The organism is Streptomyces sp. NPDC091412, assembly GCF_044756885.1.
Lineage (GTDB): Bacteria > Actinomycetota > Actinomycetes > Streptomycetales > Streptomycetaceae > Streptomyces.
The window spans coordinates 160,470-174,706 of the sequence record NZ_JBIVTV010000009.1; the positions used below are offsets into that span (position 1 = coordinate 160,470).

At 73.1% G+C, this 14,237-nt stretch carries 11 protein-coding genes; 6 read left to right on the forward strand and 5 right to left on the reverse strand.

Annotated elements, in window-relative coordinates:
• The first annotated feature begins 116 nt into the window (after positions 1-116).
• The 4 genes from ACIQMV_RS22810 (at position 117) to ACIQMV_RS22825 (ending at position 5,286) form a co-directional block, all read left to right on the forward strand.
• On the forward strand, positions 117-2,399 hold the full coding sequence (locus tag ACIQMV_RS22810; protein ID WP_402595066.1) for a glycoside hydrolase family 9 protein: 2,283 nt from the start codon (positions 117-119) through the stop codon (positions 2,397-2,399).
• A 150-nt stretch (positions 2,400-2,549) separates the two neighbouring features.
• Positions 2,550-2,795, forward strand: a complete 246-nt coding sequence (locus ACIQMV_RS22815; RefSeq protein ID WP_100571383.1) for a hypothetical protein — start codon at positions 2,550-2,552, stop codon at positions 2,793-2,795.
• A 3-nt stretch (positions 2,796-2,798) separates the two neighbouring features.
• Positions 2,799-3,176 (forward strand): toxin Doc, encoded by a 378-nt coding sequence (locus ACIQMV_RS22820; protein WP_141355478.1) that lies wholly within the window; start codon positions 2,799-2,801, stop codon positions 3,174-3,176.
• Between the two features lie 463 nt (positions 3,177-3,639).
• Entirely contained in the window at positions 3,640-5,286 is a 1,647-nt protein-coding gene (locus tag ACIQMV_RS22825; RefSeq protein WP_402595068.1) for an RICIN domain-containing protein, read from the forward strand.
• 54 nt (positions 5,287-5,340) lie between these two features.
• Here the strand turns inward: ACIQMV_RS22825 and ACIQMV_RS22830 are convergent, their stop codons facing one another.
• From ACIQMV_RS22830 to ACIQMV_RS22845, 4 genes are all read right to left on the reverse strand, one after another.
• Positions 5,341-6,510 (reverse strand): lactate 2-monooxygenase, encoded by a 1,170-nt coding sequence (locus ACIQMV_RS22830; protein ID WP_402595069.1) that lies wholly within the window; start codon positions 6,508-6,510, stop codon positions 5,341-5,343.
• A gap of 93 nt (positions 6,511-6,603) precedes the next feature.
• Positions 6,604-7,299, reverse strand: coding sequence for an alpha/beta fold hydrolase (locus tag ACIQMV_RS22835; RefSeq protein WP_402595071.1), 696 nt, complete (start codon positions 7,297-7,299; stop codon positions 6,604-6,606).
• 97 nt (positions 7,300-7,396) lie between these two features.
• The gene (locus ACIQMV_RS22840) at positions 7,397-9,001 is read right to left on the reverse strand and encodes a purine-cytosine permease family protein (RefSeq protein WP_401777192.1); all 1,605 of its coding nucleotides are present in this window, start codon (positions 8,999-9,001) and stop codon (positions 7,397-7,399) included.
• Between the two features lie 198 nt (positions 9,002-9,199).
• The gene (locus ACIQMV_RS22845) at positions 9,200-9,796 is read right to left on the reverse strand and encodes a hypothetical protein (RefSeq protein ID WP_402595072.1); all 597 of its coding nucleotides are present in this window, start codon (positions 9,794-9,796) and stop codon (positions 9,200-9,202) included.
• A 324-nt stretch (positions 9,797-10,120) separates the two neighbouring features.
• On the opposite strand from ACIQMV_RS22845, the gene ACIQMV_RS22850 reads away from it, so the two are divergent.
• A complete protein-coding gene (locus ACIQMV_RS22850) occupies positions 10,121-10,555 on the forward strand; it encodes a subtilase-type protease inhibitor (protein ID WP_401777186.1) in 435 nt (144 codons plus the stop codon).
• Positions 10,556-10,852: 297 nt separating this feature from the next.
• Positions 10,853-11,380, forward strand: a complete 528-nt coding sequence (locus tag ACIQMV_RS22855) for an SRPBCC family protein (RefSeq protein WP_402595074.1) — start codon at positions 10,853-10,855, stop codon at positions 11,378-11,380.
• Positions 11,381-11,419: 39 nt separating this feature from the next.
• Here the strand turns inward: ACIQMV_RS22855 and ACIQMV_RS22860 are convergent, their stop codons facing one another.
• Complete coding sequence (locus tag ACIQMV_RS22860; RefSeq protein ID WP_402595075.1) at positions 11,420-14,236, reverse strand: NHLP bacteriocin export ABC transporter permease/ATPase subunit; 2,817 nt, start codon at positions 14,234-14,236, stop codon at positions 11,420-11,422.
• Position 14,237: the final 1 nt, after the last annotated feature.

Below are 14,237 nucleotides of genomic sequence, written 5' to 3' on the forward strand. Positions count from 1 at the left end.
GGCAACACGTCCCGTCGGGACCGTTGACGGATGTCATGGCTGCAACAAGCATGGTGCCTTCGTCCTTGGGAGCGCTCCCATGGACGCCGCCCGTACCTCCTCCGAGGAGCTCAGACGTGAAACGACGCAGAACCACCCTGCTGTCCGTGGCAGCCCTGCTCGCGGCGGCCCTCACCACCCTGCCGTCCGCCCCGCGGGCCCTGGCCGACGAGGTCGAGCAGGTCAGGAACGGCACCTTCGACACCACCGCCGAGCCGTGGTGGACGACCAGCAACGTCACCGCGGGCCTGTCCGACGGCCGGCTGTGCGCGGACGTGCCCGGCGGCACCGCCAATCGCTGGGACGCCGCCGTCGGGCAGAACGACATCACCCTGGTGAAGGGCGAGACCTATCGGCTGTCGTTCACGGCGACCGGCACCCCCGACGGGCATGTCGTACGGGCGCTCGCGGGGCTCTCGGTGGCGCCCTACGACACCTGGTTCGAGGTGAGCCCGCAGCTGAGCGTCTCGGGGAACGCCTACTCCTACACCTTCACGTCCCCCGTCGACACCACCCAGGGCCAGGTCGCCTTCCAGCTCGGCGGCACCGCGGACCCCTGGCGCTTCTGCCTGGACGACGTGTCGCTCCTCGGTGGCGTCCCGCCGGAGGTCTACGGGCCCGACACCGGGCCGCGGGTACGGGTCAACCAGGTCGGCTATCTCCCCGGCGGCCCCAAGAACGCCACGCTGGTCACCGATGCCGGCGCCAAGCTGCCCTGGCGGCTGCACGACGCCCGCGGGACCGTCGTGGCCCACGGCTGGAGCGCGCCGCGGGGCACGGACGTCTCCTCCGGGCAGAGGGTGCACTCGATCGACTTCGGCACCTACAAGGGGAGCGGCAAGGGCTTCACGCTGGTCGCCGACGGCGAGACGAGCCACCCGTTCGACATCGGCGCCGGTGTCTACGACCAGCTCCGCCTGGACTCGCTCAAGCACTACTACACCCAGCGCAGCGGCATCCCGATCCGCGAGGACCTGCGGCCCGGCTACGCCCGCCCGGCCGGCCACCTGAACGCCGCCCCCAACCAGGGCGACGCCAAGGTGCCCTGCCGGCCGGGCCTGTGCGACTACACGCTGGACGTCACCGGCGGCTGGTACGACGCCGGCGACCACGGCAAGTACGTCGTCAACGGCGGCATCACGACCTGGGGACTGCTGAGCACCTACGAGCGCACCCTGTACGCGCGCACCGCCCGGCCCGCGAGCCTCGGTGACCGGACGCTCGCCCTCCCGGAGAGCGGTAACAAGGTGCCCGACATCCTGGACGAGGCCCGCTGGGAGCTGGAGTTCCTGCTGAAGATGCAGGTGCCCGCCGGGCAGCCGCTGGCCGGCATGGCGCACAGCAAGATTCATGACGAGCAGTGGACCGGGCTGCCGCTGCTGCCGAGCCAGGACCCGCAGAAGCGCGAACTGCACCGGCCGACCACCCAGGCGACCCTGAACCTGGCGGCGACGGCCGCGCAGGCGGCCCGCCTCTACGAGCCCTACGACCGGGCGTTCGCGGCGAAGGCCCTGCGTGCCGCACGCACGGCCTGGACCGCGGCCCTCGCCCGTCCGGCTCTCTACCCGGACCCGGACGACGGCATCGGCGGCGGCGCCTACCCCGACGACAACGCCACCGACGAGTTCTACTGGGCGGCCGTCGAGCTGTATCTCACCACCGGTGAGCGGCAGTTCGCCGACTACGTGACCAAGTCCCCCCTGCACACGGCCGACATCTTCGGCAGCGTCAGCTTCGACTGGGCCGCGACCGCGGTGCCCGCCCGCCTCGACCTCGCCACCGTCCCGAGCAGGCTGTCCGGCCGGGAGAAGGTGCGCCAGTCGGTGATCAAGGGCGCGGACAAGTACCTCGCCACGCTGAAGGCGCAGCCCTACGGCATGCCGTACGCGCCCGCGAACAACATGTACGACTGGGGCTCCAACAGCCAGATCCTCAACAACGCCCGCGTCCTCGCCGCCGCCTACGACCTCGACGGCGCCACCAAGTACCGCGACGGCGCGGTGCAGAGCATGGACTACATCCTGGGCCGCAACGCCCTCAACATCTCCTACGTCACCGGCTACGGCACGGTCAGCTCCCACAACCAGCACAGCCGCTGGTACGCCCACGAGCTCGAGCCGAGCCTGCCGAACCCGCCCAGGGGCACCGTCGCGGGCGGGGCCAACTCCAGCATTCAGGACCCGTACGCGCAGAGCAAACTCCAGGGCTGCGTGGGCCAGTTCTGCTACATCGACGACATCGAGTCCTGGTCGACCAACGAGACGGCCATCAACTGGAACGCGGCGCTGGCCTGGATGGCCTCCTTCGCGGCGGACCAGGGCCGGCAGGCCGGGCCGCCCGCTCACCCCGGACGCGGGTGAGCGAGCCGGACCGCAGGAGCGCCGCCGCGTCCCCAGCGGAGCGGCGGCGCGCGGCCCCGACTGCCGCGGATCCGTCCCTCGGTACCGCTGTCCCACCACTGTGACCAGCGGATATTTACGGGAAAGTACCCGCGCGGTACCGTGTGGACCATGCCAGCTCTGAATGTGGAGTTCAGCGACCGCGAGCTCGAGGACCTGCGCCAGATCGCCAAGGAACGCGGCACGTCGATGAAGGCACTGGTGCGCGAGGCCGCCGCCGCGGACATAGCCCGGCACCGGGCCCTCCAGGAGGGCGCCGAGGCCTTCCGGCGGTTCTTCACCGCCCACGCGGACGAGTTCGCGACGGCCTTTCCCGAGGACGAGACAGCCACGAAGGGCGAGGGGCGGGCGGCCTGACCGATGACCCCCGTCATCCACATCGACGTGCCCTGGCTGCTCCAGCGCCACGAGGAGGTCCTGCCGGACCAGCCCGCCGTCGACGACTTCTCGGCCCTGGTGGCCGCGGTCGCCCGCCACCGTGTCGACCCGCCGCGTCTCGGCGTCAATTCGGATCCCGCCTGGCGGGCCGCCGCCCTGCTGCACACCCTCGCCGTGCTCAAACCCCTGCCGTCGGCCAACGCCCGTTTCGCCTGCGCGACGGCCGTGGCCTACATGTTCGTCAGCGGCGTCGGCATCGACCCGCCCTACGGCGCGCTCGTCGACCTCACCCGCGACCTGATGTCCGGCAAGGCCGACGTCTACGGCGCCGCCGACCGCTTGCGCTCCTGGGAGATCTGACACCACTCGCCGTACGCCCCCGGGGCCGCAGGCCGTGGGGTGGGAGGAACACGGTCGGCGGTCCGGCGCGCGCAGGAGAGCCGCCGTCCCGCGCCGGGCCTGGAGAGGCCGAAACCAGTGCACTCCCGGGCCGGTCGCGCGGGGAGCGTGCGCGCGGCGCCGATGTGTGCGCGTGCTTCACACGGGGCGCGCGGCGACGACGGGAACGCGTAGGCGTGCACCGCTCGGTGGTGTACGCCCACAGCGCCCGGTGACGTCCCGCTTCCTGAATTTCCGTCAATGATGCCCGTGTTGTCGGGATGTCTTGTTGTGTGTCAACGAGCTGTGCAAGGCTGAGCGGCCCGTGCGTGGGCAAGGGCCGGTCCTGAAGGGACAGTTGGGGAGTCGCGCCGATTCGTCCGCCGGCCGTGTGCCAGACCCGCGGGCCCGCTCCACACAGGTACGTACCAAAGGAAGCCTCTTCGTGCCCACCCCCCACCCCTCCCGTCCTCCCAGCCCGCCGCCCGGCGGGATCCCCGGGGAGTCCGACGAATCCCTCGCCGCCCGGCTCACCGGCAGCACGGACGACGAAGTCGGCCACTGCGTCGCCCTGCTGATCGCCCGCCACTGGCAGCCGGTCCACGACTACGCGGTGATCTGCCTCGCCTCCCCGGCGCCCCTCGCGGCCATGGTGACCTCGGCCGCCTTCCATCAGGTCTTCGACCGGCTGACCCTGGGCGAGCCGGGCACCGCGCTGCGCCCCCGGCTGCTGCTGACCGTGCGGGACACGGTCCGGCTGTGGGCCGCCGAGGACCGCCTGTCCGCCGCCCTGCCCGAGCTGCACAAGCCCGCCGGTGGCCGGGGCATGCGGGCCGCCGCGACCCTGGTCCCGGAGAACCGCCGGCTCGCCCAGCGGTCCTTCGAGGGCCTCGTCCCGGCCGCCCGGTGCCTGCTGTGGCACACCGAGGTGGAGGCCGAACCGCTGGGCGTCCCGGCCGGGTTGCTGGGCATGGACCCCGACACCGCCTCCCGCACCCTGGAGGAGGCCAGGGACAAGTTCCGCGAGGGCTGCGTGCGCGCCCACCGCGACCTCGCGCCGACCGACGACTGCCGCTTCTACAACCGGCTGCTCGACGTGCCGATCCGCCGCGGCGGTGCCCTGCTGCCGGACGTCGAGCGGCATCTGGACGACTGCCGCTACTGCCGCGACGCCGCCGGGCAGCTCGGCCAGGTGGAGAACGCACCGGGCGTGCTGCTCGCCGAGGCGGTGCTCGGCTGGGGCGCCCGCCGCTACGTCGACTCCCGCCCGGGCCGCGCCGGGCACGCCGCGCGCACGAAAGGCTCCGCCCGGCACGGCGGGGGACGGTCGGCCGGCTCCGGCCGGCGCCGGCTGCTGTCCCGGATCGCCGCGCCGGTCCGCCGCGCCCCGGCCGGCCCGCGGTCGTCCCGGGCGCTGCGCACCGGTCTCGGCCTCGTCTCCGCCTCCCTGCTCGCGACCGTGCTCGGCGTCAGCCTGTGGTCGCACGGCGACGGCACCGCCCCGGCGGCGTCAACCGGCGCGTCCGGCACGCGGGACACGGCGCACGGTGCCGGGTCCGAGGCCCCGTCCGGCGGTTCCGCGGCACCCGGCACCGCCTTGCCGTCCCCGTCGACCGAGGAGACCCGGCTGCGCAACATCGAGGCCGGCCTGTGTCTGGCCGTCCGGGGCGAGCCGAAGGCCGGAGCGGTCACCGCACTGGCCGAGTGCTCCTCGGCCTGGAGCCAGCGGTGGACGCTGGAGGACGACGGGCTGCTGCGCAGCGTCGCCGACCCCGGCCTGTGCCTGGACTCGCACGCGGACGCGGGCGTGGTCGTCCTCGGCACCTGCGCGGAGGCCGGTGACGAGCGGGGCCCCGACGTGCGCTACGACGTGGGCGCGCGGGGAGAGTTGCTGCCCCGCTGGGGCGAAGGACTCGCCCTGACCTCCGCCTCGCCGCAGGCGGACGCGGACATCGTCGTCAAGGTCGGCGACGGCACGGCCGCGCAGCGCTGGGCGGCCGACTCCGCTTCGGTGACTCCGGGGCCGCTGTCGGTCGCCGGGCCGGGCACGCCGTCCGCCCGCGGGGCCGCACCGCCGGACGTCACCATGTGAGCGGTCGTGGCCGCCGCCCGCGTCCGGGCGGCGGCCACGACCGGCCGGCTCGGGTCAGGCCGGGTCCTCGACGAGGTCGCCCGAGCCGACCGTGGCCGGCCCGGCGTGTCCCGTCAGGGCGAGCGTGAGGTCGAACTCCGCGAGCAGACAGCGGATCACGTGCTCGACGCCCGCCTGGCCGTCCAGGCCGAGCCCGTACGCGTACGGCCGGCCCAGCAGCACCGCCCGCGCACCGAGGGCGAGCGCCTTGAACACGTCGTCCCCGGTGCGCACACCGCTGTCGAACAGGACCGTCAGCCGGTCGCCGACCGCCTCGGCCACCCGGGGCAGCGCGTCGGCGGCCGCGACGGAGCCGGCCACCTGGCGCCCGCCGTGGTTCGACACCACCACGCCGTCCATACCGGCGTCGGCGGCCAGGCGCGCGTCGTCGGGGTGCAGGATGCCCTTCAGGACGATCGGGCCGTCCCAGTTCTCCCGCAGGAAGGCCAGATCCGGCCAGGTCTTGCCGGGGTCGGCGAACATGCCCACGAAGTGCAGCACCGCCGCGTTGGGATCCTCGTGCACCGGCTTCGCCAGACCCGCCCGGAAGGCCGGGTCGGAGAAGTAGTTGGCGGTGCCCACGCCGTGCAGGAACGGCAGGTACGCCTGGTCCAGATCGCGGGGCCGCCAGGCCAGCAGCGGTGTGTCCAGGGTGACCACCAGGACGCTGAACCTGGACGCCCCGGCCCGGCTCAACAGGCTCCGGGTCACCTCGCGGTCCTTGGCCCAGTACAGCTGGAACCAGCGCTCGGCGTCCCCCATCGCCTCGGCGACCTGCTCCATGGGCGTACTGGAGGCCGACGACAGGACGAACGGCACGCCCTGCGCCGCGGCGGCACGCGCCGCCGCCGGCTCCGCGTCCGGGTGCAGGATCGACAGCACCCCGACCGGCGCCAGCGCCAGCGGGGCCGGCAGGGTCCGGCCGAGCACCTCCACCGACAGGTCGCGCGCGTGGACGTCCCGGAGCATGCGCGGCACGATCCGGCGCCGGTCCAGGGCGGCCCGGTTGGCCCGCGCCGTACTGCCGTTGCCCGCACTGCCCGCCACATAGCCCACCGGGCCGGGGCCGAGCCGTCGCTCGGTCAGCTCCTCCAGGCGGGTCAGGTCGGTGGGCAGCCGCGGTACCGCGCCCGTCATGCCGTTGAGATAGATCTCGTACTGGAAGTCCGCCCAGTGCTTCGCCATCCGTCCCTCCCGAAGTCGCCCGTCACGCGCGTGACCCGACGATACTGGCCGGTAGGCGCGGGCCGGCACCTCCGGGAACCGACCGCCCGCTCGTCAGTCCGCGGCCGCGGACTCGACCAGGATCCGGGCCAGTTCGCCCGGCCGGGAGAACATCGGCCAGTGGCCGGTGCCCATCTCCACCAGCTCCCATCGCTCGCTCTTCAGCGCCTCGGCCACGACGGGCATCGGCTCGGCCCCGTCCAGCAGGCACTTGACGTACGTCGCGGGCAACTCGTCCAGCGGACGCTTCAGCACGGCCGGTTCGGTGAGCGAGGCGCCGGGGTGCGGCGTGCCCTCGGTGACGATGCGCTGGATCTGCTCGTCGGTCAGCTCCTGGCCGGCGTAGTCGTCCGGAGGGAGGGGTGGCCAGGTGCGGTCGTTCGCGTCGAGCTCCCGGCGGACCTGGTCGCCGCCGATGCCCGACACGAACGCCTTGCCGTCCAGCGGCACGTTGGAGTCGACGAACACAACGCGCCGCAGCCTGTCGCCGATCCGCTCGGCGGCCTGACCGACCGGGATGCCCGAGTAGCTGTGCCCGACGAGGACGACGTCCCGCAGATCGTGGCGCTCCACGTGGCCGACGATGTCCTGGACGTGGGTCCGCTGCCCGGCCGGCAGGTCCCTCTTCTCGGCGAGACCGCTGAGGGTGAGGGCGTGGACGTCGTGCCCGGCCTCCCGCAGACCGGGCACGACCTCGTCCCACGCCCAAGCACCCAGCCACGCGCCGGCCACCAATACGAAGTGAGTCATGCCGGCCAACGTACCGGGCGGGTGTGACAACGCTCCGCGATTCGCGCACCGCCGACGCGCGCGGCCGCCCGCGCCGGCGGGCCGCCTCGCGGACCGGTCAGCCGGCCTCGGCGGGCACCGGCACCACGCCGCCGTCCTGCGCGCCCGGTCCGGTGACCGGCGGTACCGGGACGTCGACGGCACGGGCCAGCCGCGGACCCTCGGGACCGTAGACCGCCCGGGGCTCGGGGAACAGCCACAGCAGCGCCAGGAACAGCACCGCGGCCGACGCCAGCGACAGCGGCAGGCTGATGTCGACGCCGTTCGCCACGTCGCCCAGGGGGCCGACGAACTGCCCCGGGATGTTGGTGAACAGCACCCCGATGAGCGCCGACACCCACCAGGCGGTCAGGCCGCGCCAGTTCCAGCCGTGCGTGAACCAGTACCGGCCGCCGCGCTGACGGCGGTTGAAGACCTGGAGAGCGTCCGGGTCGTACCAGCCGCGGCGGGTGTAGAAGCCGAGCATCATCACGACCATCCACGGCGTGGTGCAGGTGACGATCATCGTGGCGAACGTCGAGATCGACTGCACCAGGTTCAGCGCGAACCGCCCGATGAAGATGAACGCGAAGGCCAGCAGTCCGACCAGCACGGTCGCCCGCACCCGGGACAGCCACGGGACCACCGAAGCGAAGTCCAGACCGGTGCCGTACAGGGAGGTCGTGCCGGTCGACATGCCGCCGATCAGCGCGAGCAGGCACACCGGCAGGAAGAACCAGCTCGGCGAGATCGCGAGCAGCCCGCCGACGAAGTCCGGAGCGGCGGGGTCCACGTACGCGGGGGCCTTGGTGGCGATGATGCTCGCCGCCGCCAGGCCGAAGACGAACGGCAGCAGGGTGGCGATCTGCGCCAGGAACGCGGCGCCGACCACCCGGCGGCGCGGGGCGTCGGCCGGGATGTAGCGCGACCAGTCGCCGAGAAACGCGCCGAAGGAGACCGGGTTGGACAGCACGATCAGGGCCGCGCCGATGAACGACGGCCAGAACATCGACCGCGTGGCCGCGTCCGCCGAGGCGGTGAACACCCCGGCGTACCCCGGGTCGAAGTCCCCGGCGAACGCGACCGCGCCGAGCAGGAACAGCACGCTCGCGGAGGTCACCGCGATCTTGTTGACGAACAGCATGAAGCGGAAGCCGTACACGCAGACCACGAGGACCAGCGCGGCGAACAGCGCGTAGGCGACGGCGTACGAGGCGGTGCCGCGCGGCAGGCCGAAGAGCCGGTGCGCGCCGCCGACCAGCGCGTCGCCGGAGCTCCACACCGAGATGGAGAAGAACGCGGTGGCGGTCAGCAGCGACAGGAACGAGCCGACCACGCGGCCGTGGACACCCAGGTGCGCCGAGGACGAGACCGCGTTGTTGGTGCCGTTGACGGGGCCGAACACCGCCATCGGGCACAGGATCAGCGCTCCCGCGACGACCCCGAGGACGGTGGCCGCCAGGCCCTGCCAGAAGGAGAGGCCGAACAGGATCGGGAAGGCGCCCAGCACACAGGTGGAGAAGGTGTTCGCGCCGCCGAAGGCGATGCGGAACAGGTCCAGGGGCCTGGCGGAGCGGTCGGCGTCGGGGATGCGCTCGATGCCGTGGCTCTCGACCTCGGTGAGGGACGGCGTGGCGGGGGAGGGGGCGGGCGGCTGGGCCTGCGGTGACTGCTGCGGGGACATGGGAGCTCCATCGGAGGACGGCGGTGGAGCGCGTGGTGGCGCGGCGGGTGGACGGGCGCTCGCCGGCGCGGGGTGTGCGGCGGGGAAAGGGCACCGTCCTCGGGGGTCCGCTGACGCTAAGGCGCCGTGCGTGAGCCGCACCAGAGGACGGTTCGTCCATCTTTCACGCCACCGGTGGATGAATCCTCCACCCTCCGTTCACCCCTCCCCGTTGGGGATGCCCCGGCCGCGGGTGTCCTCGTCGTGAGCCTCCTCGTCGTGGGCGTCCTCCGGCCGGGCATCGGGTCCCTGGGCCCGGACCCGCTGTACGTGTTCCAGCGACGCGCGCAGTTCGCCGAGCCAGTCGTCGGTGTGCCGCTGGACCAGGCGCACGCACCAGGCGAGGGCGTCGCTGCGGCTGCGGGCGACGCCGCCCGCGATCAGGGTGTCGAGGACCTGGCGCTCGGGCTGGCGCAGCCGGGTCATGACGGGCGCGGCGACATGCGTGAACAGCGCGCGCCGCCCGGCGCACTCCACGCCCCAGGACACCTTCCGGCCGAACCGGTGCTCGGCCTCGCGGGCCACCGCCATCCGGTCCTCCCGGGTGCGCTCCCGGAACTCCCCCACCCGGCCCTCGACGGCCGCCTCCCGCTCCGCGGGCCCGGCGTCCCCGGCGAGCCGGGGCGCGGGAATCCGGCCGATGACGGTGATCTCCTCGCGGTCCACCGCCACTTCGACCAGTTCCTCGAACAGATCGTCCGGCAGACGGCCGGCGAACCAGCCGCGCACTTTCTCTCGCTGCTCTGTCGTAATCATGTAATGACCATTACGCGGCTCGTACATGAACACAAGGGGTCGCGGACAAGTCCGCCGAGAGCGGAACGGGAGTGTTTCAGGACGATTGACGAGCGCGGGGAAACAGGCCATCCGGCCGGATCCGATGATCGCCGGGCCCATGGACAAAGGGCTGTCGCGGCGGCGTTCCGTGACTTCGCGCCACTGATTCAATACGCAAGGTTACTGAAACCCGCGGGTTCGACGTGAGTTTCCGCCCCGGACTCGGCAGACTCCCGCACGCCGCTCCGGCACCGACCGAGCCGGGGCCGGCACCCGACGACTTCCAGCGGAAGGAAGCACACGATGCGGAACACCGCGCGCTGGGCAGTGACCCTCGGCCTGACGGCCACCGCCGTCTGCGGGCCCCTCACGGCGCCGGCCCTCGCCGGCCCAGCACCGGCCGCCGCCGGCCTCTACGCCCCCTCGGCCCTGGTACTCACCGTGGGGCACGGCGTCGGCGCGGCGAACGCCGCGCCGGAGCGCGCCGTGACCCTGAGCTGCGCGCCGACGTCCTTCGGTACCCACCCGGCCGCGACCGAGGCGTGCGCGGAACTGCGCGGCGCGGACGGTGACTTCGCCGCGCTGACGGCGGACGACCGGGTGGCATGCACCAGGGAGTACAACCCCGTGGTGGTCACGGCCCAGGGCGTCTGGCAGGGCAGGCGCGTCTCCTACGAGCGCACCTATGCCAACGAGTGCGTGAAGAACGCTTCAATGACGAGCGTCTTCGCGTTCTGAGACCGGGATCGCGCGTTCCTCGCACACACCTGAAGGGTCCCGTGACTGGGGAGTGCGGGCCCTGCCGCGGGGACCGGGCGATTCCGCACAAAGGGACCGGCGGGCGGAGTGGGGCCGCCCGCCGGTCCCTGGCATCGGCGGAGCGCCCCTGGCGTCGGCCGGAGCGTACCCGGGGTCGAGTGCCTGCGAGTGAAGGCCGTCGCGCCCGGCCCGGCGGTTCCACGTGTTTCGCACGGGCCCGGGCCGGTACATTCCGTCGACGCCCGACCCCTGCGAGCGGACGAAGGACTGATCCCCATGCCCGTCGATCTCACCGGCACCTTTCTGCGGCTCGGCGACGGCCGCCCCGCCCTTCGCTTCACCCGTGCCTACGGCCACCCCGTGGACCGCGTCTGGCACTTCGTGACCGACCCCGGGGACCTCGCGCGGTGGTTCCCGTTCCGCGCCGAGATGGACCTGCGGCCCGGCGGCACCATCGCCTTCCGCGGGGAGACGGGCGCGGACGAGTTCACCGGCACCGTGCTCGCCGTCGGCCCGCCCCGGCACCTGTCCTTCGAGTGGGGCGACAGCGAACTCCACTTCGACCTCGAGGAAATCGACGATCGGCACACCCGCTTCACCCTCACCGACGTCCTCGCCGCCGAGGACACCGCCGCCCGCAACGGCGCCGGCTGGGAGGTCTGCCTGGCCGCCCTGGACGCCCTGGCGCGCGGCGAGCGCTTCGAGGGACCGCACGCCGGGGTCCACGCCCAGTGGAAGGGTTTCTACGAGGCGTACGTCGCCGCCGGAGTACCCTCCGGGGCGCCCGTCCCGGGCCAGGACTGAACCGCCCGGGCGCCGGGGCCGAACGGCGCGGACCGGCCCTCACGCCATTTGCCGCCGCACCAGTTCGTGCAGCCGCCCGCCCGTGTCCGCGAGCAGTTCGGCGGGCGGCCCCTGCTGGATGACCTTGCCGTCCTCCATCACGACGACCCGGTCGGCGTCCAGCACCGTCGACAGCCGGTGCGCGATGACGACGCGGGTGGCGTTCAGCTTGCGGGTGCTCTCGATCACCGTGCGCTGCGTGTCGTTGTCCAGCGCGCTGGTCGCCTCGTCGAAGAAGAGGATCCGCGGCCGGCGCACCAGGGCCTGGGCGATCATCAGCCGCTGCCGCTGGCCGCCGGAGACCGCGCCGCTTCCCGAGACGAGCGTGTGCAGGCCCATCGGCATCCGCTCGATGTCCCGCGCCAGCCCCGCCAGTTCGGCCGCCGCCATCGCCTCCTCGGCCGTGCACGGCTCCGTGCCGCGGATGACGTCCAGGATCGAACCGGTGAACGGCTGCGCGTGCTGGAGCACGACACCGCACTGCCGGCGCACGGCCGACTGGTCCAGGGCCGCCAGGTCCTGACCGTCGTACAGCACGCTGCCGGACAGCGGCCGGTCGAACCCGATCAGCAGCCTCAGCAGTGTCGACTTTCCGCAGCCGCTGGGTCCGACGACCGCCACGAACTCGCCCGGCCGCACCGCGAAGGACACGTCGTCGAGGACCAGCGGCCCGTCGTCGGTGTAGCGGAACGACAGCCGCCGCGCCTCGATCGCCCCGGACAGCGGCCCCGGCCGGGTACTGGCCGTGCGCACCTCCGGCGTGGCGTCCAGCACCGGCCTGATCTCCTCCAGCAGCGGCAGCGCGGCCACCGCCGAGACGAAGGCGCCGGTCAGCTGGGTGACCGAGGTCAGCAGCATCGTCACCGAGGTGTTGAAGGCCAGGAAGGCCGCCGCCGACATCGAGCCGCGCGCCGGGCCCGCCAGCAGCATGAACATCAGCAGCGTGCACACCGGCAGGTACACCGCGCCCAGCACCGTGGTGAGGTTCTTGATCCGGCCCACCTTCTGCTGAAGTTCACGGCTGTGCGCGAACTGGGACGCCCAGGCGGCGTACGCGTAGTTCTCGGCCGCCGCCACCCGCAGCTTCGGCAGTCCGCGCAGCGTCTGGAAGGCCTGGTTGTTCAGCTTGTTGGTGAGCACCACAAGACGCCGCTGCCACCGCGCCTGCCACAGCCCGAGCCCGAGGAACACGGCGCCGATCACCACGAGCATGCCGAGCGCCGCCAGCGCCATGGAGGCGCTGTACCAGAACAGCAGCGCAAGGTTCATCGCGCCCACGGTCACCGACTGGACGACCACCGGGCCGACCCCCGCCAGCAGCCGGCGGATCGCGCTGACCCCCATGGCCGCGCTCGCCAGTTCGCCGGTGGACCGCTCGGTGAAGAACTTCGTCGGCAGCCGCAGCAGCCGATCCCACACGGCCGACTGGAGGCTGGCCTCGATACGCCCCTCCAGCCGCAGCACGGTCAGGTTCTGCAGCAGCGTGAAGGCCGCCGCCACCACACTGCTGATGATCACGGCCAGACACACCTGCACGATCAGGCCCTGCTCGGCCCTGGGCACGTACTGGCCGAGCACCTTGCCGGTCGCGATGGGCACCAGCGCCCCGAGGGCGACCGTCACCAACCCGGCGGACAGCAGGCTCAGCAGATCACCGCCGGTACCGCGCAGACTGAACCGCAGCAGCCCGAGCGGGCCGAGCCGGCGGTCGGGCAGCGGCCGGTAGAACATCACCGCGCGCGGCTCGAACTCCTCCGCGTTCGCCCTCTCCACCGGGTTCTCCCGCCCGGTGGCCGGGTGCACGGCGACGTATCCGCCGCGCCGCCACAGCAGCGCGACCGGCGCCCCGGACAACGCCCGGTGGCCCACCAGCGGGCCGATGTTCTCCCGCCACCAGCGGCTCTGGAGGCGTACGGCCCTGGTACGCACCCGGGAGGCCAGGGCGACCCGCTCCACCGGGTCCAGCCGGTCGCTCTCGGTGCCGGCCTGGGGCGGTGCGGCCAGCGTGATCCCGGCGGCCCGGGCGACCAGTTCGCAGGCCGCGTAACCGGCGTCGGCGTCGGCGGCCGTGGGCCGCCCCGCCGAGGACCGGCCGATGGACGCCAGCAGCGTCCGGTCGGCCTGGGCGCGCACCGCCTCACCGGCCTTGATACCGGCCGCCGTCCGGGTCTCGTGGGTGCGCTCCAGCTGTTCGATCCAGCGGTCCAGGGCGGTCAGCAGCCGGTACTGCTGATCGACCATGCTCTGCCACAGGGCGGGGTCCATCAGCAGATCGGCCGCGGCCTGGGCGCCGTACAGCGACCCGTACTGCACGCTGCCCGGCGGGACCTGCATCCAGAACACGTCGTCGTCCGTGGGCGCTGCCGCCCGCTCCTCGGCCATGGGCGCCTGGAAGAGCACGGACAGGCCGCGGCCGACGCCGAGCGCGAGGGCGTACTCCAGCGGGCTGGTCTGCGGCGGAACGTACTGGGGGTTGCCGTACTCGTCGTACGACCAGGTCTGGGTGCCGGCCGGCTGGTACAGCTCGCGCAGCCCGATGCGGCGCACCACGCAGTCCCGCAGCGGGCGTGCGACCACGGTGTGCCGCGGGCCCGCGACGGGACCGAGGAGCAGCGAGCCCGCCTCCAGCCGCCCCAGGTGGTGCCAGTGCCCCTGCTCCGCCGCGTCGACCGCGAACAGGTCCACCGCGCCCGCCGCGATCAGCCACAGCTCCTGAGGGCCCGCCAGGTCGAGCCGGTTGAAGCCCGAGCAGTCGATCGGCGTACCCAGGGAGCCGAGCGCGCCCAGTACCAGGTCCGGCTCGTCCGCCGTCGTCATC